Below are 21,113 nucleotides of genomic sequence, written 5' to 3'. Positions count from 1 at the left end.
CGCGTTAAGGTTTTCGGACCCATCCCCTTTCACCCAGAGTGAGGTACGGCAATGACGCAGGACCACACCACCGCACCGGACGCCGCGCCGGCGAGCCCGGCACCCTGGCGCCCCGCGCGTACGGTGGCCGTGATCCTCGCCGGGGGGACCGGCACGCGCCTCGGGCTGGGCATCCCGAAGCAGCTCCTCAAGATCGCCGGTAAGCCGATCATCGAGCACACCCTCGCCGTCTTCGAGGGCGCGCCGGAGATCGACGAGATCATCGTGCTGATGGCCACCGGCCACGTCGACGACGCGCGGCGCATCGTCGCCGACGCCGGCTTCCGCAAGGTCACCAAGGTGATCGAGGGCGGCGAGACCCGCAACGACACCACCCGGATCGCGCTCGACGCGGTCGGCGAGGGCGACGTCAACATCCTCTTCCACGACGCGGTCCGCCCGCTGGTCAGCGCCCGGATCGTGCGCGAGTGCGTCAACGCGCTCTGGACGTACTCGGCGGTCGACGTGGCCATCCCGTCCGCCGACACGATCATCCAGGTGGACGCGGACGAGTGCATCACCGACATCCCGGTCCGCTCCCGGCTGCGCCGCGGCCAGACCCCGCAGGCGTTCCGCTCCGGCACCATCCGCGAGGCGTACCGCCGCGCCGAGGGCGACCCCGACTTCGCCGCCACCGACGACTGCGGCGTGGTGCTGCGCTACCTGCCCGGCACGCCGATCAAGGTGATCGACGGCTCGGACGAGAACATCAAGGTCACCCACCCGGTCGACGTGCACCTGGCCGACAAGCTGTTCCAGCTCGCCGCCGCCCAGGCGCCCCGCCTGACCGACCACCGCAGCTACGCCGAGGAGCTGACCGGCCGGACCATCGTGGTCTTCGGCGGCAGCTACGGCATCGGCCACGACCTCGCCGAACTGGCCCGCTCCTACGGCGCCCAGGTCTTCCCGTTCAGCCGCTCCACCACGGGCACCCACGTCGAGCGCGCCGAGGACGTGACCGCCGCCCTGAAGACCGCGTTCGAAGCCACCGGCCGGATCGACCACGTGGTGGTCACCGCCGGCATCCTGGAGAAGGGCGCGCTCGCCGAGATGGACTCCGAGACGATGGACCGTCTCCTGCACGTCAACTTCGTCGGCCCGGTCACCATCGCCCGCCAGTCGCTGCCGTACCTGCAGCAGACCAAGGGTCAGCTGCTGCTCTACACGTCCAGCTCGTACACCCGGGGCCGGGCCCGCTACGCGCTCTACTCGGCCACCAAGGCCGCGCTGGTCAACCTCACCCAGGCGCTCGCCGACGAGTGGGCCGAGTTCGGTGTACGGGTCAACTGCGTCAACCCGGAGCGCACCGCCACCCCGATGCGAACGCGGGCGTTCGGCGAGGAGCCGGAGCACACGCTGCTCTCCTCCGAGGCGGTCGCGCAGGCGTCCCTGGACGTGCTGATCTCCGAACTGACCGGCCAGGTGGTCGACGTGCGCCGGGCCCCCGGCGAGCAGGCCGCCGCCGTACCGGCGCAGCCCGGCGCCGACCGGTCCGAGCTGTCCACCGGCGCCTGAGACCGACGGGACGTGTCAGATGCGTGGTGACCTGGTCCGCAAGCTGCTCGCCCGGGTGCTGACCACCGGGCTGGCGGTGCTGGCCTTCCTCGTCGTGGCGCTCACCGGCGCCACCGGCTGGGGCCTGGCCCTGGCCGTCGCGGCGCTCGCCGCCACCGCCTGGGAGCGCCGCGTCCGGCCATCGGCCGACGGTCTCGCCGAGACGGTGCTCGTCGCCGCCGGCATCCTCGTCGGCTACGCCCGTCGCCTCGACGACGGCTTCGACCCGGCCCTCGCGGCCACCGCGCTCGTCCTGCTCGGCCTGGTGCTGCTGGTCGGCCCGCTGCGGCAGGCCGGCGCGCTGGAGATCCGGGCGGCCAACCTCCCGGTCCGCACGTGGACGCCGCTGGTCGCCGCCCGGCTCGGCGACGCGCTGCTGGTGCTGCTCGCCCTGGTGGCGCTCGCCGCCGTCCTGACCCTGCCCGCCTGGTCGGCGCTCGCCGCCACGCTGCTCGTCGGCGCCGGCTGCGGCGCGGTCGCGCTCGACCTCGCCCGGCGCCGGTTCCGGCCGCCCGCCGGCGGGGGCCCGGTCGGCCGCGCGCTGCGCCGCCACCAGCCCGAGTTCGTGCTGCACTTCTCCGCGCCGCCCGGCTCGGAGTACCAGGTCACCATGTGGCTGCCGTACCTGGAACGGATCGGCCGCCCGTACGTGGTGGTGCTGCGCGAGCCGGAGCTTCTGCCCGCGGTGGCCGCCGCCACCCGCGCCCCGGTGGTCCTCTGCCCCACCCTGAAGGCGCTCGACGAGGCGCTGGTGCCCAGCCTGCGGGTGGCGTTCTACGTCAACCACGGCGCGAAGAACGCCCACCTGATCCGGTTCAACCAGCTCACCCACGTGCAGCTGCACCACGGCGACAGCGACAAGGCCCCGAGCGCCAACCCGGTCTCGGCCATCTTCGACAAGATCTTCGTGGCCGGGCAGGCCGCGATCGACAGGTACGCCCGCGCCGGCGTGGAGATCCCCGCCGACAAGTTCGTCGTGGTCGGCCGGCCCCAGGTCGAGGCCATCGAGGTACGCCGGGAGCCGGTCGCCGCGTCGGCGCACCCGACGGTCCTCTACACCCCGACCTGGACCGGGCACCACGCCGACGCCAACTACTGCTCGCTGCCGGTGGCCGAGACGCTGATCCGCCGGCTGATCGACCGCGGGGCGGCGGTGATCCTGCGCGCCCACCCGTACACCGACAAGAACCCGGCCTCGGCCCGCCAGCTCGCCCGGCTCACCGAGCTGCTCGCCGCCGACCGGGCCAAGACCGGCCGCCCGCACCTGTGGGGCGCCGCCGCGGCCCGCGAGCTGACGCTCACCGAGTGCGTCAACCGGGCCGACGCGCTGGTCTCCGACGTCTCCGGCGTCATCTCCGACTGGCTCTACTCCGGCAAGCCGTACGCGGTCACCGACACCGGCGCCGACGGCGAGCACTTCGTCGAGCGGTTCCCGCTCGCGGCCTCCGGCTACGTGCTGCGGCGGGACATGTCCAACGTGGACGAAGTGCTCACCGACCTGCTCGACGCCGACCCGAAGGCCGCGCAGCGCTGGGCGGCGCGCACCCGCTACCTGGGCGACTTCCCCGCCGACGCCTACGCCGAGGCGTTCCTCGCCGCCGCCCGCCGCGAGCTGGAGGCCGACTGGGCGGTCCCGGCGCAGCGCGCGGTCGTGTAGACCCCGCTCAGAGGTACGTGTCGAGCAGGGCGAGCACGGCGGCCGGGTCCTCGACGTGCGCGTTGTGGCCCAGACCGGGCAGGGTGGCGACCGGTACGCCCAGCTCCTTGAGCTGCTCGTCGCTCACCATCGGGTCCTGCTCGCCGCGGGCCAGCAGCACCGGCACGCCGGTGGCGGCCAGCAGCGCGGGCAGCCGAGGCTCACCGACCGCGAACGCGGCCGGGTCCATCGCCAGCCGCCAGCGGCCGTCCACCCGCCGCAGCCCCGCCTCCACCACCGGGTGGTCCGGGGCGAACAGCCCGGCGAGCCCGGAGACGCGCAGGTAGCGGCGGGCCGCCTCGTCCCGGGTGGCGAACCAGGTGACCGGCCGGGCGGCCAGCTCGCCGGCCTTCGCCAGCTCGGCCGGGGACCAGACCGCCTTGATGCCGAGCCCCACCACCGCGTCGATCGGAAGAGCCCGCTGCCGGGCCGCGAGCGCCAGCGCCACCACCCCGCCGAGCGAGTGCCCGAGCAGCACCAGCCGGTCGTGCGGGCCCAGCCGGACCGGGCCGAGCCCGTCCGCGACGCGCTGGGCCAGGGCTTCGAACGAGTAGCCGTCGAGCGGCGGCGACCAGCCGTGGCCCGCCAGGTCGGGGGCGAGCCAGCGCCCGGGCCAGCGGCGCTCCAGCAGCGGCGCCCAGGGCAGCCACACCTCGCCGGTGGCACCCATGCCGTGCAGGAGAATCAGGTGCCGGTTCCCCGTCGCTTCACCCATTGGCGCAGTCTGCCACCGCCCGCCCCGGACACGCGAGACCAAACCCGCCCGACCCGCCCCCACGCCCCACGCCGCCCGCCCTCGCCCTCGCCCTCGCCGCCGATCTTGGAGTTGTGGTGCCTTCCATAGCGGGCGAGCCGGGCATACCAGGCGCCACAAGTCCAAGATCGACGCGCCGAGAGGGCGGCGGGCGAGGGCGGGTGGGGACGGTCAGGCGGAGTAGCCGCGGCTGGCGATCCAGTGCGCCAGGTCGATGGTGGTGAGCCAGTACGACGGCAGCGACGGGTCGGCCGAGTCGGCGATCCGGACGGTCCGGCCGTCGTCCTTGTAACCGATCACCGCGACGTAGTGGCCGCCCGGGAACGAGTGCCAGCCGCCGTTGGTGTCGGTGGCGGTGCCGGCGACGTTCGCGACGACCCCGCGGCCGTTGCTGATCGCCTCGACCACGTCGGCCTGGAGCCGGTCCATCTGGGCCGGGCTGGCCGAGCCGGGAATCATCCGGGTCCGGTACGGGTTGCCCTTGACCTGCTGGTTGAGCACGCGCGTGGTGTCCTCGGCCGAGTTGGTGCCCATCTCGGTGGTGCCGAGCGGGCCGGCCAGCGCGTCCTGGCTGCGCTCGACGCCGGTGGCGCTGAGCGCGTTGCGCACGGCGGCCGGGCCGCAGTAGTAGTAGTTGATCTGCGCCTGGTAGTCGTAGTCCAGCGTCCTGCTGGACGGCGGCTTCGGCGCGGCCTTGGTGACGTCCGGGTCCGCCGCGGCCTTCTTCGCCGACGGGGAGGCGCTGGGCGACGCGCTGGGCGTGGCGCTGGGCGACGCCGGCGGGACGACGATGCGCGCCTCGCCGCGGCTGGCGGGCTCGCCGAGCCGTGCGCCGAGTTCGGCGACCGAGGCGGTGTTCTCCTGGTGGACCGGGGCGTCCTCACCGGCGGCGAGGGCGGTGCCGGCGCCGGCGGCCAGTACGAGCGCCGCGGCCGATCCGGCGATGATCTGGTACGGGCGCTCGGTGGCGATGCGCCGCAGCTGACGCTTCAGGTGGTGCTTCACGAAATCCTCCACGGGGGCGTGATCGGCACACGCCGGCCCGGCACGCGGAGGGATCCACACGTGCTGGCAGGGCCGGATGGGCCGGGGGGCGGTACGCCCGTGATGCCGGGCGCCCAGGGGCGGTTTGCCGGTCGCGTCAGGCGAGCGCGGGCACCGCGGAGCCGTGGAGGCGGGGGGACGATCGAGGGGTGGGCACGAGGATGGCACTCCTTCCGTGGCCGCCGACCGGGTTAGCTGACGGATTCGGGCGGGAAGTACGCCCTACCGCGGCAGTGGCCGCGGATTCACCCCGATGGTGCTCATGGTTCCCCGGTTCGTGTTGACACGATTAGGCGGGTCGGCGCGGCGTCGCCTTCTGCGATCGGTTACCGCACCGGACGCGCCGACACTACCGGTGGGTATTGCCCCTGCCAAGCGCTCCCACCTGCGTAAACGTGATCCTCGGTAACGGATTTCGGAACAGCCGGTTACTGACTTCACTCAATGGGACAAGCGGTGGTGGCGTGACCTGGCGGCGGAAAGGGGACAGACGGCGAGCCGGTGACCGGCAATTGCGCGGTCGGCTGCCCTGTTCTGCGCCGGACGCCCGTTTCCGCGTCCCGGGTGAGCGGGGTCACCACATTCCGGGTAACAATTCGGTCGCCACCGGCGGCTCAGCCGACCCGGGCCGGACGCCACCGGGCGGTGCGGACGGACGCGCCGACGGGCAGGGGCATCGTCGCCGCGCCGCGGGGCACCGCGGCGGGCCGCAGCGCCAGGGTGGCCGCGTACGCCTCGGCGGCGAGCGTCCGGGCGGCCTCGGCGGCCAGTTCGGCGTCCCGCCAGGCCAACCGCTCCCGCTCGGCGGCGCTCTCCCACCCGGCCCGGCGCCGGTCCCGGACGGTGCGGGCCAGCACGATCTCCTGCTCAGCCGGGTGCCGGCGCGGGTCCCACCCGTTGCGGCGCGCCAGCACGTCGGCGAGCTGCCGGGCGGACAGGTCGCCACGCCAGTGCGCCGTCATGGCGGCGTGGTGCAGCCAGCGCTCCCGGGCCGCGTACTCCGCAGGGGTGCGCGGGGTGCGCGGGGCGGCCAGCGCGGCGGCCCCGGCCAGGCGGCGGGCGGCGGTGTCCGCCTCGTCGTACGCGGTCCAGGCCCGCTCCGCCTCGTCCTGCGCGGCCAGCCACCGTTCCCGGCAGCGACGGGCCGTCTGGGCGGCCCCGGTGGCGGCCACCGCCACCTCCTCGGCGTACCGGACGAGGTCGTCACGGCGCGCGGCGTCCGCGTCCACCGGATCGGCGGCGGCCTCGGCGGCACCGTCCCGCTCGGGCCGGGCCACCAGCACGGCGAGCAGGCCGAACGCGAGCAGCATCAGGAAGGACCAGATGGCGGCGGCCTCGGGGACCGCGGTGAGGAAGTGGTAGAGAGCGGTCTGCGACATGGTCGGCACCTCACGGGAAGAACCTGGCGGGAGACTCCGCACGGCCGGTCGGGGCGGGGCGCGCGTGCGCCGGGCCGTCGAGGGGCGGGTGCGGGATGACGTTCGGTGGGTGCGGTGACGGGCGAGCGCCCGCGGGCGGATCAGCGGGCGGGCGGGGCCCGCAGGCCGACCGGCGCGGTGATCCGGCCGGCCGGGACCGGCTGTGGGCCGGCCGGGAGCGTGTCGGTCGCCCGTGCGGCGGGCGCGGGAGCGGGACGGGCCTGCCGCTCGGCGGTGCGGTCGTGTTCCGGTCGTGGGGCGGCCGGCGTGCTCACGTACGCCGGGCCGGCTGCGGCGGCCGGGGCGGCGCCCGGCAGCGTGGCCGCGCCGAACGAACAGGCGACGACCACGGCGAGACTGGCGAGCATCCGGGCGGTCCAGCGCGCCACCCACCACACGGGGCAGGTGAGCGCGATCGGAAGCACGGGTACAAATTACCGCCGAACCCCCACCAATGCACCGCCGCACGGCGTGTCGCGGATCGACCGGCCGACGTGTGCGCGTGTCAGTCCGGGCGACGCCGCCCGGCGTACTCGATGCCCTCGGCCGGACCGGCGACGGGCGTCGCGCCGCCGTCGGCGGCCGCGCCCTCGGCGGGCCCGCGCGGAGCCGGCACGGCCGGTGCGCGCGACGCCGCGCGGGCCCGGCGGGACGGACCGAGCAGCCGCATCATCGGCAGCTCCACCCAGCGGTGCAGCGCGGCGGCGAGCGCGAGCGTGAGCAGCAGGAAGCCGAGCACCGCGAGCGGCCCCCGCCAGCCTGGCAGGCCGGTGCCCCAGTCCCCGGTCAGCCTCAGCACGGTGACCATGACCAGCACGTGCACCAGGTAGAAGGCGAACGAGACCTCACCGAGCCAGATCATCGGCCGGGACCGCCAGGGGGTGGGCCGGCCGCGCACGTCGGCGTCCGCCGCCGCGGCGATGACCAGCAGGTACGCCACGGCGAGCAACGCCGCCCAGAACTCGGCCGGGATCCACAGCGCGGCGACCACCCAGGTGGTGACGAACAGGCCGGTGGCGACCGCGAGGTTCGGTCCGCGCCAGCGGTTGCGGCGCATCAGCTCGGCGGCGGCCACTCCCATCCAGAACTCCAGCGACCGGGTCACCGGGAAGATCTGGGTGAACCACCACCGCTGCTCCTCCGGCACCAGCTCCTGGCCCGGCCACAGCGCCAGGATGAGCAGCGGCGCCGCGACCAGCACGGCCCGGAGCACCCCGGTACGGGCCCGGCGCAGCCGCGGCACCACCAGCGGCAGGCACAGGTAGAAGGCCAGCTCGCAGGAGAGCGACCAGCTCACGTTGTTGACGCTGTAGAAGTAGCCGTTCAGCGGGATCCACGCCTGGACCAGGAAGAAGTTGCCGATCGCCGCCCATGGCAGGACCGGGTCGGCGAACCACGCCGCCACCGCGAGCGCCGCCACGAACGTCACCACGTGGTTGGGGTAGATCTTGGCGAGCCGGCGGCGCAGGAACGTCCACGCCCGCTCCCCGTCCCGGTACGACCAGACCAGCACGAACCCGCTGAGGATGAAGAAGAACTCGACGCCGGACAGGCCGAGGCTGAACGCCTTGTCCACCACCGCCTTGAGGTGCGGCTCGGCGACGATCCCCATGGTCCCGGCGTGGAAACCGAAGACCAGCAGCGCGGCGACCCACCGCAAACCGGTCAGCGACGGCAGACGCGGGGCACGGGTGACGGTCGGCGCGCTGGTCATTCCGGGCACCCTACCCCGGAGTACCGGGACGTTCCCGGCGAGCCGACGGCCGCCGGGTCACTCAGGGACGGCGGATAGGATTTCCGTTCCTGCACGCGCGAGCGCCCGACCGGCGCCCGCCGGCACGCCGTGCCGTACGGAAGGTGAGCGAACCGGATGCACCAGCGGATCCTGCTCCGCGCCCGCAAGGGCCCGTTCGACGTCCTCACGCCGGAGGAGACGTTCGCCGGCAACTGGATCGGGGACAACAGCGGAAACCTGGTCTTCAGCCACGCCGCGCACAAGCTGCTGGCCACCTCCACGGCGGAGATCACACCGACCCGCACCCCGGCCGATCCGCGCGTCGCCGACGAGATCAACGAACGGTACGACGTGTTCGTCGTGCCGCTGGCGAACGCCTTCCGCCGCAGCTTCGTGCACCGCCTCACCCCGCTGACCCGGCTGATCGAACGGCTGAAGATCCCGGTGGTGGTGCTCGGCGTCGGCGTGCAGACCAACGTCGACGGCGACCGCGAGTACCTGCGGCCGATCGACGAGCCGGTGCGCGCGTTCTGCAAGGCCGTGCTGGACCGGTCGCACAGCATCGGCGTACGCGGCGAGGTGACCCAGAGCTACCTCAACACGCTGGGCTTCTCCGACGTGGAGCAGATCGGCTGCCCGTCGATGTTCCTGCACGGCGACACGTTCCCGCTGGAGAAGATGCAGCCGGAGCTGACCGCCGAGTCGAAGGTGGCGCTCACCATCTCCCCGTACGTCCGCTCGATGGCCTCGGTGGTCCGCCACCACCACGAGCGCTACCCGAACCTGTGCTACGTGCCGCAGGACCTGCGTACCCTCGGCACCCTGCTCTACGGCGACGCACCCGAGCACCGGGGGCAGAGCAGCGACATCCCGCTGCACACCTCGCACCCGCTGTTCGTCGAGGACAAGGTGCGCATGTTCGTCGACCCGTGGACCTGGATGTCGCACCTGTCCGGCTACGACTTCGCGTTCGGCACCCGCATCCACGGCACCATCACCGCGCTGGCCGCCGGCACGCCCGGCTACCTGTTCGCGCACGACTCGCGCACCCTGGAACTGGCCCGTTACTTCGACATCCCGCACCGGATCATGCGCGACGTGCCGGCCGACGTCGACGCCGCCGACCTCTACGCGGAGGCCGACTACACCGCGCTCACCGACGGCCACAAGGCCCGCTTCGAGACCATCACCGCGTTCCTGCGCAAGCACGACCTCGGCATCTCGTTCGACGACGACGAAAGCGCCGCCCGCTTCGACCGGCGGGTCAGCGAGACGGTGTTCCCGCCGGCCGTCCGGCCCGCCGCCGCCACCCCGCCGGCCGAACTGCTGACCCGCATCGAGCGACTGCGCGACGAGAACGCCAAGCTCACCGAGACCATCGACGCGCTGCGCTCGCAGCAGCTGCGCGAGCGGATCAAGCAGGCCGTCCCGGGCAAGGTCCGCCGGATGCTGCGCCGCTGACAGTCGTACGCCTGTTCTAAACAGGGTACGATCGGCGGCGTGTCCGACGTCGCGTACCAGCCCTCGATGCTCGACCTTGCCGAGCAGGGCCCGACCCTTGGCCCGCTCGCCGGGGCGGTGCGCCGCCACGAGCTGAGCCGGGGCGCCTGGGTCGACCACCTGCCCGGCTGGGTGCGGGGCTCCGACGCGGTGCTCGACACGTTGCGCCACGACGTGCCCTGGCGGGCCGAACGCCGCACCATGTACGACACCGCTGTCGACGTGCCCCGGCTGCTCTGCTGGTACGCCGCCGGCCGGCCGCTGCCGCACCCGGTGCTCACCGCGGCCCGCGACGCGCTCACCCGGCACTACACGCCCGAGCTGGGCGAGCCGTTCGTCACCGCCGGCATGTGCCTCTACCGGGACGGGCGCGACAGCGTGGCCTGGCACGGCGACACCCTGGGCCGCTCCGCGCACACCGACACCATGGTGGCGATCGTCTCGTTCGGCTCCCCGCGCGCGCTGCTGCTGCGGCCCCGCGGCGGAGGCGGCGGCAGCCTGCGGTTCCCGCTCGGCCACGGCGACCTCGTGGTGATGGGCGGCTCCTGCCAGCGCACCTGGGAACACGCGGTGCCGAAGACCACCCGCCCGGTCGGTCCCCGCGTCAGCGTCCAGTTCCGTCCCACCGGCGTCGCCTGAGCCCGGGCCGGGCCCACATCTGCGCTGGGCACGTGCTAGAAACAACTCCCAGGGTCGATCACGCCCCCGTCACCCGATGACGCGAAGGGCGACCGATGACCCAGTCCCCCACCTCCTCCCGCTGGTCCCCGTGGACGCTGCACGGCGACGGCCGTCAGGTAAGCCCCGGCGACGTGGTCCAGCCCGACGAACGGCTCTCCTGGCCGCGCACCGTCGGCGTGGGCGTGCAGCACGTGGTCGCCATGTTCGGCGCCACCTTCACCGTCCCGCTGATCACCGGGTTCCCGCCCGCCACCACGCTGCTCTTCTCCGGGCTCGGCACGCTGCTGTTCCTGCTGATCACCGGCAACCGGCTGCCCTCGTACCTCGGCTCGTCGTTCGCGTTCATCGCGCCGGTGCTCGCGGCGAAGACCGACGGCGGCATCGGCGCGGCCCTCGGCGGCATCGTCGTCGCGGGCGTCGCGCTCGCGCTCGTCGGCGTGGTGGTGCAGGTGGCCGGCTCCCGCTGGATCGACGCGCTGATGCCGCCCGTGGTCACCGGCGCGATCGTCATGCTGATCGGCCTCAACCTCGCGCCGGTGGCCTGGGACGGCGGCGGCGCCGGCACCGGCGTCAAGGCGCAGCCGCTGATCGCCGTGGTCACCCTCGCCGCGATCCTGCTCACCACAGTGCTCTTCCGCGGCTTCGTGGCCCGGCTGTCGATCCTCGTCGGCGTGGTGGTCGGCTGGGTGCTCGCCGCGCTGACCGGCAACCTCGACCAGCAGGCCGTACGCGGGCTGCGGCAGGCCGCCTGGGTCGGTTTCCCCGAGTTCCACACGCCGAGCTTCGACGCGCGCGCCGTCGTGCTGGTCATCCCGGTGATCCTCGTGCTGATCGCGGAGAACGCCGGGCACGTCAAGGCGGTCGCCGCGATGACCGGCCGCAACCTCGACCGCGACATGGGCCGGGCGCTGCTCGGCGACGGCGTCGCCACCGTGCTGGCCGGCTCCGGCGGCGGTTCCGGCACCACCACCTACGCGGAGAACATCGGCGTGATGGCGGCGACCCGCGTCTACTCCACCGCCGCGTACTGGATCGCCGGCGCCACGGCGATCCTGCTCGGACTCTGCCCGAAGTTCGGCGCGCTGATCCTGACCGTCCCGGCCGGCGTGCTGGGTGGTGCCACCACCGCCCTGTACGGCCTGATCGCCATCCTCGGCGCCCGGATCTGGATCGAGAGCCGGGTCGACTTCCACGACCCGATCAACCTGTTCACCGCGGCGGTCGCCGTCATCATCGGAGCCGCCAACTACACGCTGACGGCCGGTGACCTGTCGTTCAACGGCATCGCGCTGGGCACGGCGGCCGCCCTGATCATCTATCACGGCATGCGCCTGATCGCCCGCCTGCGCGGCACCACGCCCGAGTCCCGCCAGTCCCCCGACCCCGAACTCTGACCCCTCTCCCTGCCCTCTGTTCCCTTCCCGCCTCCCGCCGGACCCCGCCCGACCTCGCCCGGCCCCGCCCGACCTCGCCCGACCTCGCCCCGTTGATCATGAAGTTAGCGGCACAATTTGCCCGATTCCCGCCCGCCAACTTCATGATCAACGGACTGCACGGGCCCGATCGGGCAAGATCGCGCGGCGTGGACCCCTCGCCGGCGGGCCAGCCCCGCCCAGCTGCGTCGATCATGAGGTTGACGGTACTCAGTGTCCGTTTTGTCGCCGCTAACCTCATGATCGACCGTGCGGGAGCGGGGCGCGGCCAGCCAGATGCCCGAAATGCCCCAGCAGGCGGGGACACCCAGTGCGGTGATCAAGGAGTTTGAGGTCGGCAGGAGGCGCGAAAGGGCCGCAAACTCCTTGATCACCACGCGATGGGGGTGCCCTCCGGGCAGGTTCCGGTCAGGAGGTCCGGAGCGGCCTGCGCTCACCTCGGTGATCAAGGAGTTTGAGGGGCGTGGAGGGCTTGGGGAGCCCGCAAACTCCTTGATCACCGAGGTGAGGAGGCCGGAGGGCGGGCGTGCCTAGCCGCCCGCCCTCGGGCGGTGGTCAGTCGCGGTCGATGTGGTGGCCCACCACGGTGGGGCCGAGCATCACGGCGAAACCGGAGCCGTCCCGGCGCGGGTCGGCAGGCGGCAGGTCCACCGGGTCGCCGGTCGCGGTCGCGCCCACCGGCCGCGGGCCGATCCAGGCCACCGACAGCTCCAGCTCACCCTTGAGGAACCGCTGCGCGCGCACGCCGCCGGTCGCCCTCCCCTTCGCCGGGTACGCCTTGAACGGCGTCACCTTCACCGTGGCTCCGGTCGAGGTGACCACCATCGGCTCACCGTGCTTCGCGTCGTCGGTGCGGATCGCGCCGAAGAACACCGCCCGCCCCCCGGCGGGCAGGTTGATGCCGGACATGCCGCCGCCCTTGAGCCCCTGCGGGCGTACCACGGAGGCGGCGAAGCGCAGCAGCGACGCCTCCGAGGAGACGAACGCCAGTGTCTCGGCGCCGTCGGTCAGCCACGTCGCGCCGATCACCTCGTCGCCGTCACGCAACGAGATCACCTCGAACTCGTCGGAGCGGACCGGCCAGTCCGGCGCGCACACCTTGACCACGCCCGCCCGGGTACCGAGCGCCAGCCCGGGCGACCCCTGCGCGGACGGCCCCAGCGGGACCAGGCCGACGACTGTCTCGCCCGGCTCCAGCGGCGCCAGTTCCGCCGCCGACATGCCGCCGCGCAGCGACACCGTGCCGGACTGCTCGGGCAGCACCGGCAGCGGCAGCACGTCGATCTTGAAGGCGCGGCCGGCGCTGGTCACCAGCAGCACGCGCCCCCGTGCGGTGGAGTGCACCACCGCGCGTACCGCGTCGTGCTTGACCCGGCCGCTGCGCCGGCGCGCCTCGGCGGCCTCCTCCGACTCGGCCGCGGTCCGCGCGACCAGCCCGGTGGCGGAGAGGATCACCTGGCACGGGTCGTCGGCCACCTCCAGCGGGCCGGCCGGCACCGAGGCGGCGAGCACCTCCTTGAGGTCACCGTCGACGAGCGTGGTGCGCCGCGGCGCGCCGAACTGCTTCACCACGGCGGCCAGCTCGTCGGAGACCACCTTCCGCAGCACCTTGGAGTCGTCCAGGATCTTCGACAGCTCGGCGATCTCGCCGCGCAGCTTCTCCTGCTCGGCCTCCAGCTCCAGCCGGTCGTACTTGGTCAGGCGGCGCAGCGGGGTGTCCAGGATGTACGCGGCCTGGATCTCGGAGAGCTTGAACTTCTGCATCAGGCCGTCCTTGGCGGCCTGGGCGTCCTCGCTGGCCCGGATCAGCTTGACCACCCGGTCGATGTCGAGCAGGGCGATCAGGAGACCGTCGACCAGGTGCAGCCGCTCCTCCCGCTTGCGCTTGCGGAACGCGGTGCGCCGGGTCACCACCTCGTAGCGGTGCGCCAGGAACACATCGAGCAGCTCCTTGAGCCCGAGCGTGCGCGGCTGACCGTCGACGAGCACCAGGTTGTTCACGCCGAAGGACTGCTCCAGCGGTGTGAGCCGGTAGAGGTCGGCCAGCAGGGCCTGCGGGTTCACGCCGACCTTGCACTCCACCACCAGGCGGGTGCCGTTCTCCCGGTCGGTGAGGTCCTTCACGTCGGCGATGCCGGTCAGCCGCTTGGTCTTGTTCACCTCGTTGGTGATGGCCGCGATGACCTTCTCGGCGCCGACGCCGTACGGCAGCTCGGTGACGGTGATCGCCTGCCGGCCGCGGCTGCCCTCCAGCGGGCCGATCTCCACCCGCCCACGCATGCGCACCACGCCGCGCCCGGTCTCGTACGCGCGGCGCACCTCGTCCAGGCCGAGCAGCAGCCCGCCGGTCGGCAGGTCGGGGCCGGGCACGAACTCCATGAGCTTGTCGAGCGTGGCGTCCGGGTGGTTGATCAGCCAGCGGGCGGCCTGGACGACCTCACCGAGGTTGTGCGGGATCATGTTCGTGGCCATGCCGACCGCGATGCCGGATGCGCCGTTGACCAGCAGGTTCGGGAACGCCGCCGGCAGCACGGTGGGCTGGGTCAGCGAGCCGTCGTAGTTCGGCTCGAAATCGACTGTGTCCTCACCCAGCTCGCCGGTGAGCAGCATCGCCTCCCGGGACATCCGGGCCTCGGTGTATCGCGCCGCGGCCGGTCCGTCGTCCGGGCTGCCGAAGTTGCCATGCCCGTCGATCAGCGGGACGTTGAGCGAGAAGTCCTGCGCCAGCCGCACCATAGCGTCGTAGATGGCGGTGTCGCCGTGCGGGTGGTACTTGCCCATGCAGTTGTGCACCACGCGGCCCTCCGCGACGAACGCATGTTCGTCGGAGCCGACCTGGATATCGTACGTGGTGTCGGCAGGAATCCGCTCGACCGACGCCACCCGCAGGAAGGAGCGGCCCGAAAGCGCCTCGAGCCGACTCGCGAGCGGAGACCCGATGCGCCGGAGTTTACGGATCCATCCATCCCGCTCGGCACGCCAGAGCGGGAATGAACGCTCCGACAGCGGCACGCCGTTACGGTCCTTGCCGTAACGGATCTGGCTACCCGCGCCCGAGAGTGATGATCGGAACGCCTTGCCGGCCTCGTCCCGGAACCACCCGCCCCCCTGGTGGGCGTCGGCGAATTCCTTGATCACCCGCGCGTACGGCAGCCGGTCGTTACCCTGCTTGCCGCCGTACTGATAGGTCAGGCCCACCACTTTCTCCAGACCTGCCGTCTTGTAACCGATCCGCACCCAGGGCAGCAGAATCTCGGCCAGAGCGGCGGCATCCCGCCCGCTGAAGGACAGGCCGAGAAGGCGTTGAGAGCCGTCTCGCGCGCTGGTCCAGTAGTGCCCGTGCAAGCCCAGGTCGGCCAGCATGGAGTTGATCTGCCGCACGAGCGTCTCGCTGGTACCGACGAAGACGATCTCCCGGAAGCGCTTGCGGACATAACCGTCGCCGTCGAAGAAACCGGCGAGGAAGGGGGCCCATGCCGAGCGGTTCTCGAGGACATCACTCGGCACACGCTTGGCACTGCTCAGCGGTCCCCCCGCTTCGAGCAGGCCCTCATGCCTCGCGAACGTGACGATGTGCTGATCGCGGTGCCGCGGATCAGTCGCCGTCCGCTTGCCTCGGCTGACGTTGAGCCCGTTGGCGGTCGCCCAACCATGTGCGACATCGAGTGGTTCGACGTCACACATGTGCAGGCGTACACGACCGTCAGCCGAGCGAGCCCGGTCGACGGCAAAGCCCTCCGCCACCACCAGCCCGCGGACGTAGTCGTACGGAGTGCCGCCGGGGGCGGCGGCTTTCCTGCGGGCACCGCCATACCCGAGCGTGAGATGCCCGGTGAGTTCGGACGCCTCCACCCAACGAACGGACAGGTCCTCGTCGACCACGCGGAAACGCTGACCGGGCGTGACCGACATGGTGTGCCCGTTGTCCCAGGTGACCCGAACCAGCTCCGACTGCGGGTTTCGATAGACCGCGACGACCGGGGTGGCGACTCCGTCGCCGTCGAGCACCGTGTCGCCGACCTGGATCGACTCGATCGGCCGAAGACCGGTCGGTGTCGACACGAGCGTCCCCGCGACGAAGCAGTCGCCGACGATGCGGGCGCTCTTGACGTGGGCGCGGTCCGGGCGGTGGCCCTGCTCGTGCATGGACCAGAGGATGCGCCGGTGCACCGGCTTGAGCCCGTCGCGCGCGTCGGGCAGCGCGCGGGAGTGGATGACCGAGAACGCGTACTCCAGGTAGGAGTCCGAGACCTCGGTGACCAGCGGGTTGTCGAAGACCCGGGCGCCGGCCTGGTCGAAGGCGGCCAGATCCGCTTTCGCGCGGTCGTCCTTGCGGCGTGCCATGGTGCGGTTTCCTTCCGAAACGAACCCGGTGGTCAGGCGTCGATGGCGTCGCGGTCGACCCGGTCGGCGGAGTCGATCAGCCAGTTGCGGCGGGGCTCGACCTTCTCCCCCATGAGCAGTTCGAGGATCCGCTCGGCGGCGTCGACGTCGTCGAGCGTGATGCGGCGGACCGCCCGGGTGGCCGGGTTCATGGTGGTCTCCCACAGCTCGTCGGCGTTCATCTCACCGAGGCCCTTGAAGCGCGGGATCGGCGTGACGATCTGTTTGCCGGCCTTCTCCAGCTTGCGGACCGTCGCCTCCATCTCGGCCTGGGTGTAGGTGTAGACGGTCTGCGCGTTGCGGCCCTTCGTGGTGATCTTGTGCAGGGGTGGCATCGCCGCGTAGAGCCGCCCGGCCTCGATCAGCGGCCGCATGTACCGGGCGAACAACGTGATCAGCAGCGTACGGATGTGCGCGCCGTCGACGTCCGCGTCGGCCATGATGAGCACCCGGCCGTACCGCAGGGCGGACAGGTCGAACGTGCGCCCCGAGCCGGCGCCGAGCACCTGCACGATCGCGGCGCACTCGGCGTTGTCCAGCACCTGCTGGAGGTTGGCCTTCTGCACGTTGAGGATCTTGCCGCGGATCGGCAGCAGCGCCTGGTATTCCGACGAGCGGGCCATGCGGCTCGTGCCCAGCGCGCTGTCGCCCTCCACGATGAACAGCTCGCTGCGCTCCACACCGGTGGCCCGGCAGTCGACCAGCTTGGCCGGCATGGCCGCGCCCTCCAGCGCGGTCTTGCGGCGGGCGGCGTCCTTCTGCTGCTTCTGGGTCAGGCGCACCCGGGCGGCGTCGACGATCTTCTGGAGCACCGTACGGGCCTCGGCCTTGGTGCGCCGGTCGTCCAGCCAGCTCTTGAGGTGCGCCTCGACCAGGCCCTGGAGCACCTTGGTGATGCCGGCGGTGGACAGCTCGTCCTTGGTCTGCGAGGTGAACTGCGGCTCGGGGATGCGCACGTGCACCACGGCGGTCATGCCCTCCAGGACGTCGTCCAGGGTGGGCGCGTCCTCCTTGGGCTTGAGCAGGCCGCGGGCGTTGCGGGCGGCGTCGGCGAGGGTACGCGCCAGCGCCCGCTCGAAGCCCTTGCGGTGGGTGCCGCCGTGGGCGTTGCGGATGGTGTTGGTGAAGCACTCGACGGTGCGCTCGTAGCCGGTGCCCCAGCGGAACGCCACCTCGACCTCGGCGCGGCGCTGCACGTTGGACTGCATGACGCCGTTGGCGTCGGCGGCGTTCTCCCGGTAGGTGCCCTCGCCGGTGACCAGCAGCGTGCCGGAGACCGGCCGGTCGCCGGCCGGGGCGAGGTATTCCACCATGTCGGTCAGGCCGTCGGGGAAGTGGAAGCGCTCCTCGACGGGCTCCTCGCCGGTCTCGTCGAGCAGCCGGTAGGCCACGCCGGGGACGAGGAAGGCGGTGTTGCGCAGCTTGAGCCGGACCGCCTCGGTGTCGAGCGCGGCGCCGGTCTCGAAGTAGCGAGGGTCGTGCCACCAGCGGATCGAGGTGCCGGTGCGCTGCCCGCGCTTCATGGCGCCGACGATCTGCAGGCCGGGGCCGGGGGTGAACGCCGCGTCGGGGCCGTCTGCGTCGAAGACGCCCGGTACGCCGTGGCGGAACGACATGGCGTGGATCTTGCCGCCGCGCCGCACGGTGACGTCGAAGCGGCGGGACAGCGCGTTGACCGCGGAGGCGCCGACGCCGTGCAGGCCGCCGGAGGTCTTGTAGCCGGAGCCGCCGAACTTGCCGCCCGCGTGCAGGCGGGTGAGCACCAGCTCGACGCCGGAGATGCCGGACTTGGCGTGCACGTCGGTGGGGATGCCCCGGCCGTCGTCGTCGACCTGGACCGACCCGTCGGCGTGCAGGATCACGTCGACAGTGGTGGCGTGACCCGCGACACCCTCGTCTGTCGAGTTGTCGAGGATCTCGTTGACGAGGTGACCCACGCCACGGCTGTCGGTCGAGCCGATGTACATGCCGGGGCGCTTGCGGACGGCGTCGAGGCCCTCCAGGTGCGTCAGGTCGTCGGCCCCGTAGAGGGTCTCAGGCTGTGCGGTCAACTGGTCGTACTCCCAGGTCTCGGCGGTGTGGTGCCGTTCACCGTGTGACTCCCCCACGATGATCGCCGGGCGCGGCGCGCCGGAGCGAGCCTAGCCGGATGCCCTGACAGGTCGGCGGTACCGGGGCGGTGCGTTGCGCGATCGACCTCGCGTCCGGGTCCGCGCCGCCGCCGCGTGCGGCGGCCGGGCGGGGCGGACGGGGCGTCCAGGCGGCACAACGACCCGCACACCCGATGTCTTCCCCGACGAAGGTTCCCAGGTGTCAGGGCATTGACGTCCGTCACACGCGCGTGATCTGATCGCCATCCCAAAGAATCTTTCACATTTCGATGTCTGGGAGGTCGGGCATGTCCGTGTTCCGTCGTTCCGTGCTCGCGGCGGCGCTGGCGCTCGCCACTGTGGCGTTACCCGCCGCAGCGGCGCCCGCCCGGCCGGCCGCCGCAGCGCTGCCCACCGCCGCGGTGGCGCTGGGTGACAGCTTCATCAGCGGCGAGGGCGCCGGGGCGTACGCGCCGGTGGTGGACGTCAACGGGGTGGCCCAGGGCTTCCCCGGGTGGTCCGCCGCCAACGCCAACGCCTACTTCTGCCACCGCTCGCCCAACGCCTCGCTGTTCCAGGCCGACCTGCCGGGCATCTCCGCGCGGTTCAACCTGGCCTGCTCGGGCGGGCAGCCGTACGACATCGCCGGCGCCTCGGCCGCCCGGGCCAAGGGACGGCAGGTGGCCGCCCAGCTCGACCAGCTCCGGACGGTGGCGCGGACCCACGACATCGACCTGGTGCTCGTCGGCCTCGGCTCGAACAACAGCTCGTTCACCTTCGGCAGTGTGGCGGAGAAGTGCGCCAACCGGTTCATCGCCGACGCCTGGACCGGCTGGTGGGAGTTCTGGGCGTACCTGGGCGGGCCGGTGGAGCAGAAGCCCTGCACGGACGCCGACCTCGGCACGGCCGCGCAGTTCGCCGCCGCCACCGCGGAGACCACCACGGCGCTGCGGCAACTGCTCACCACGCTGGACGAGATCGACGCCGACGGCCAGCACCGGGTCGTCTTCCAGGACTACACCAACCCGCTGCCGCCGGAGCTGGACCAGAGCTACTGGACCGAGGACAGCCGGGACGACACCCGGGACAAGTTCCGCGCGCTCGGCGCCGAGCGGTACGCGGCCGGCTGCCCGATTCACCGGGCCAGCCTGGCGCCCGGCCACCGTTTCTCGCAGGGACTCGGCACGCTGGTCAGCTCGGTGCGCGGCACGCTCGCCGGTGAGTTCCCGCAGGACGACCTGGTCTACCTGAACGTGCAGCGCGCGTTCGACGGGGCCCGGCTCTGCGAGTCGGCAGGCAGCCCGGGCAACGCCCTGGCCACGCCGATCCGGCTGATGGACGGCCCGACCGGCACGTTCGTCACCAGCCTCTCCGGGTACGACAAGCTCGACATCCAGCGGATCGCCAACGCCTGCGGCACGTACTTCCAGACCTGCCAGGAGTCGTGGCACCCGAACGCGGCCGGGCACAAGGTGCTCGGCCGGTGCCTGGCCGGCGCGGCGGCGACCGGCGCCCGCGCGGTCTCCTGCGTCCGCGCACCGGACGGCACGGTGCGGGTGAGCTGACAGCGACGTCCGGCGCCCCCGCAGCCCGGGGGCGCCGGACCGAGCCCGGCCGGAACGCGGGGCCCGGCCCGGTCCGGCCGGGTCAGGCCCGGATCGCGGTGCCGAGCACGTGCGGCGACGCCGGCGCCGGCAGCCCGGTCGGCGGGAAGCGGAACCGGTCCAGCCGGGTCACCGTGAACCCGGCCGCCCCGATCGCGGCCACCGTGTCCCGGGCGGTGTGGCAGCCGGCGCAGAACAGCGGCCAGAGCGTGGCGTCGGCGAGGCGCTGGGCCCGGCGCAGGCCCGGCGTCTGCGCCACCACGTGTTCGTAGAAGCGCAGCTCGCCGCCGGGCCGCAGCACCCGGCGCGCCTCGCGCAGCGCCACCGCCTGGTCCGGCACCGAGCAGAGCACCAGCGACAGCACCACCGCGTCGGCGGCGGCGTCGGCGACCGGCAGTTCCTCGGCCAGTCCGGCGGCGACTGTGACCGGCACCGGGGCGGTGGGCGCGGCGGCGCGGGCCAGCGCGCGCAGGCGCGGTTCCGGCTCGACGGCGAGCACGCCGGTCACGCCCGCCGGGTAGTGCGTCAGGTTGCGTCCGTTGCCGGCGCCGACCTCGACCACCCGGCCGCGCAGCCCGGCGACCAGGCGGGCGCGGTGCTCGGCCATGCCGGCCTGGTCCATGGCGACGCTGGCGCGGGCGAAGAGCCGGGCGAAGATCGGGTGGGAGACGGCCATCAGCGACCGGCCGGTGGGGCGCCGAGGCTGAGCAGGAGCGGGCCGGCGGATCCGTCCACCAGGGCGCCGAGGCGTACCCCGTCGAGCACGGCGAGGAAGGCGTCCTGCGCGCGGCGCAGCTCACCGCGCAGCCGACACTCGGCGATCAGGGGGCAGACCGGCTGCGCGCAGTTGACCACCTCGCCGTCGCCCTCGAAGGCGCGGACCACCTGGCCGACGGTGAGGTCACCGGCGTGTTCGGCGAAGGCGACGCCGCCGGAGCGGCCCCGGATGGTCACCAGGACGCCGATGCGTTGCAGCCGCTGCACCACCTTGGCGACGTGGCTGCGGGGCAGCGCGAGCCGGGTGGCGAGTTCGTCGACTGTGGCCCGGACCGGGGACGCGGCGGTGAGCATGGCGATCCGCAACGCCATGTCGGTCGACCGGTTGAGCCTCACGCACCGACCCTAGCCATTCGGTGCCGTCCGCGACACAAGCAGATTCACGGTGACCCATGCCACCGCGCT

15 protein-coding genes, 2 pseudogenes and 1 riboswitch are annotated in these 21,113 nt (G+C 72.8%); of the genes and pseudogenes, 6 read left to right on the top strand and 11 right to left on the bottom strand.

Annotated elements, in window-relative coordinates:
- Window positions 1-51: 51 nt before the first annotated feature.
- Both AMK25_RS07890 and AMK25_RS07885 read left to right on the top strand, forming a co-directional pair.
- The gene (locus tag AMK25_RS07890) at window positions 52-1,554 is read left to right on the top strand and encodes a bifunctional cytidylyltransferase/SDR family oxidoreductase (protein WP_073827466.1); all 1,503 of its coding nucleotides are present in this window, start codon (window positions 52-54) and stop codon (window positions 1,552-1,554) included.
- Window positions 1,555-1,573: 19 nt separating this feature from the next.
- On the top strand, window positions 1,574-3,250 hold the full coding sequence (locus AMK25_RS07885; protein ID WP_073827465.1) for a CDP-glycerol glycerophosphotransferase family protein: 1,677 nt from the start codon (window positions 1,574-1,576) through the stop codon (window positions 3,248-3,250).
- 7 nt (window positions 3,251-3,257) lie between these two features.
- Here the strand turns inward: AMK25_RS07885 and AMK25_RS07880 are convergent, their stop codons facing one another.
- From AMK25_RS07880 to AMK25_RS07860, 5 genes are all read right to left on the bottom strand, one after another.
- A complete protein-coding gene (locus AMK25_RS07880; RefSeq protein WP_073827464.1) occupies window positions 3,258-4,004 on the bottom strand; it encodes an alpha/beta fold hydrolase in 747 nt (248 codons plus the stop codon).
- A 210-nt stretch (window positions 4,005-4,214) separates the two neighbouring features.
- Window positions 4,215-5,048 carry a C39 family peptidase gene (locus tag AMK25_RS07875; RefSeq protein WP_073827786.1) on the bottom strand — a complete coding sequence of 278 codons (834 nt, stop codon included), beginning with the start codon at window positions 5,046-5,048 and terminating at the stop codon, window positions 4,215-4,217.
- Between the two features lie 204 nt (window positions 5,049-5,252).
- A riboswitch (cyclic di-AMP (ydaO/yuaA leader) is annotated at window positions 5,253-5,393 on the bottom strand.
- 308 nt (window positions 5,394-5,701) lie between these two features.
- On the bottom strand, window positions 5,702-6,466 hold the full coding sequence (locus AMK25_RS07870) for a hypothetical protein (RefSeq protein ID WP_073827463.1): 765 nt from the start codon (window positions 6,464-6,466) through the stop codon (window positions 5,702-5,704).
- A gap of 140 nt (window positions 6,467-6,606) precedes the next feature.
- Window positions 6,607-6,930, bottom strand: coding sequence for a hypothetical protein (locus tag AMK25_RS07865; RefSeq protein ID WP_073827462.1), 324 nt, complete (start codon window positions 6,928-6,930; stop codon window positions 6,607-6,609).
- An 80-nt stretch (window positions 6,931-7,010) separates the two neighbouring features.
- A complete protein-coding gene (locus tag AMK25_RS07860; RefSeq protein ID WP_073827461.1) occupies window positions 7,011-8,219 on the bottom strand; it encodes an acyltransferase family protein in 1,209 nt (402 codons plus the stop codon).
- Between the two features lie 156 nt (window positions 8,220-8,375).
- On the opposite strand from AMK25_RS07860, the gene AMK25_RS07855 reads away from it, so the two are divergent.
- The 3 genes from AMK25_RS07855 to AMK25_RS07845 all read left to right on the top strand — a co-directional run bounded on the left by AMK25_RS07855 (window position 8,376) and on the right by AMK25_RS07845 (window position 11,815).
- A complete protein-coding gene (locus AMK25_RS07855; protein ID WP_073827460.1) occupies window positions 8,376-9,701 on the top strand; it encodes a polysaccharide pyruvyl transferase family protein in 1,326 nt (441 codons plus the stop codon).
- A 39-nt stretch (window positions 9,702-9,740) separates the two neighbouring features.
- A complete protein-coding gene (locus AMK25_RS07850) occupies window positions 9,741-10,379 on the top strand; it encodes an alpha-ketoglutarate-dependent dioxygenase AlkB (RefSeq protein ID WP_073827459.1) in 639 nt (212 codons plus the stop codon).
- 95 nt (window positions 10,380-10,474) lie between these two features.
- Window positions 10,475-11,815 (top strand): uracil-xanthine permease family protein, encoded by a 1,341-nt coding sequence (locus tag AMK25_RS07845; protein WP_073827458.1) that lies wholly within the window; start codon window positions 10,475-10,477, stop codon window positions 11,813-11,815.
- 594 nt (window positions 11,816-12,409) lie between these two features.
- On the opposite strand, the gene AMK25_RS33060 is transcribed toward AMK25_RS07845, so the two are convergent.
- The 4 genes and pseudogenes from AMK25_RS33060 to AMK25_RS07830 form a co-directional block, all read right to left on the bottom strand.
- Window positions 12,410-14,737, bottom strand: a complete 2,328-nt coding sequence (locus AMK25_RS33060; RefSeq protein ID WP_338013370.1) for a DNA topoisomerase (ATP-hydrolyzing) — start codon at window positions 14,735-14,737, stop codon at window positions 12,410-12,412.
- A 423-nt stretch (window positions 14,738-15,160) separates the two neighbouring features.
- A pseudogene (locus AMK25_RS33055) lies at window positions 15,161-15,949 on the bottom strand (LAGLIDADG family homing endonuclease); the annotation flags it as partial.
- Window positions 15,938-16,198 (bottom strand): annotated as a pseudogene (locus tag AMK25_RS33050) (DNA gyrase subunit A); the annotation flags it as partial. The pseudogenes AMK25_RS33055 and AMK25_RS33050, both read right to left, overlap by 12 nt.
- Before the next feature lie 32 nt (window positions 16,199-16,230).
- The gene (locus AMK25_RS07830) at window positions 16,231-18,345 is read right to left on the bottom strand and encodes a DNA gyrase/topoisomerase IV subunit B (protein ID WP_198937468.1); all 2,115 of its coding nucleotides are present in this window, start codon (window positions 18,343-18,345) and stop codon (window positions 16,231-16,233) included.
- 290 nt (window positions 18,346-18,635) lie between these two features.
- Between AMK25_RS07830 and AMK25_RS07825 the strand changes: the two genes are divergently transcribed.
- Window positions 18,636-19,892 carry a hypothetical protein gene (locus AMK25_RS07825; protein ID WP_073827455.1) on the top strand — a complete coding sequence of 419 codons (1,257 nt, stop codon included), beginning with the start codon at window positions 18,636-18,638 and terminating at the stop codon, window positions 19,890-19,892.
- A gap of 82 nt (window positions 19,893-19,974) precedes the next feature.
- On the opposite strand, the gene AMK25_RS07820 is transcribed toward AMK25_RS07825, so the two are convergent.
- Together AMK25_RS07820 and AMK25_RS07815 are read right to left on the bottom strand one after the other, a co-directional pair.
- Window positions 19,975-20,607 carry a class I SAM-dependent methyltransferase gene (locus AMK25_RS07820; protein WP_073827454.1) on the bottom strand — a complete coding sequence of 211 codons (633 nt, stop codon included), beginning with the start codon at window positions 20,605-20,607 and terminating at the stop codon, window positions 19,975-19,977.
- Window positions 20,607-21,044 carry an RrF2 family transcriptional regulator gene (locus tag AMK25_RS07815; protein WP_073827453.1) on the bottom strand — a complete coding sequence of 146 codons (438 nt, stop codon included), beginning with the start codon at window positions 21,042-21,044 and terminating at the stop codon, window positions 20,607-20,609. Before AMK25_RS07815 ends, AMK25_RS07820 begins: the two co-directional genes overlap by 1 nt.
- Window positions 21,045-21,113: the final 69 nt, after the last annotated feature.

Origin of the sequence: Micromonospora sp. TSRI0369 (genome assembly GCF_001905625.1) — a bacterium.
In the GTDB taxonomy this organism is placed as follows: Bacteria; Actinomycetota; Actinomycetes; order Mycobacteriales; family Micromonosporaceae; genus Micromonospora; species Micromonospora echinospora_A.
This window is presented reverse-complemented; position numbering and strand designations above follow the sequence as displayed.

Coding starts and splice junctions, on each gene's coding strand:
- AMK25_RS07825 (WP_073827455.1), top strand. CDS start 18,636: ATGTCCGTGTTCCGTCGTTCCGTGCTCGCGGCGGCGCTGGCGCTCGCC.
- AMK25_RS07885 (WP_073827465.1), top strand. CDS start 1,574: ATGCGTGGTGACCTGGTCCGCAAGCTGCTCGCCCGGGTGCTGACCACC.
- AMK25_RS07820 (WP_073827454.1), bottom strand. CDS start 20,607: ATGGCCGTCTCCCACCCGATCTTCGCCCGGCTCTTCGCCCGCGCCAGC.
- AMK25_RS07860 (WP_073827461.1), bottom strand. CDS start 8,219: ATGACCAGCGCGCCGACCGTCACCCGTGCCCCGCGTCTGCCGTCGCTG.
- AMK25_RS07890 (WP_073827466.1), top strand. CDS start 52: ATGACGCAGGACCACACCACCGCACCGGACGCCGCGCCGGCGAGCCCG.
- AMK25_RS07880 (WP_073827464.1), bottom strand. CDS start 4,004: ATGGGTGAAGCGACGGGGAACCGGCACCTGATTCTCCTGCACGGCATG.
- AMK25_RS07845 (WP_073827458.1), top strand. CDS start 10,475: ATGACCCAGTCCCCCACCTCCTCCCGCTGGTCCCCGTGGACGCTGCAC.
- AMK25_RS07870 (WP_073827463.1), bottom strand. CDS start 6,466: ATGTCGCAGACCGCTCTCTACCACTTCCTCACCGCGGTCCCCGAGGCC.
- AMK25_RS07855 (WP_073827460.1), top strand. CDS start 8,376: ATGCACCAGCGGATCCTGCTCCGCGCCCGCAAGGGCCCGTTCGACGTC.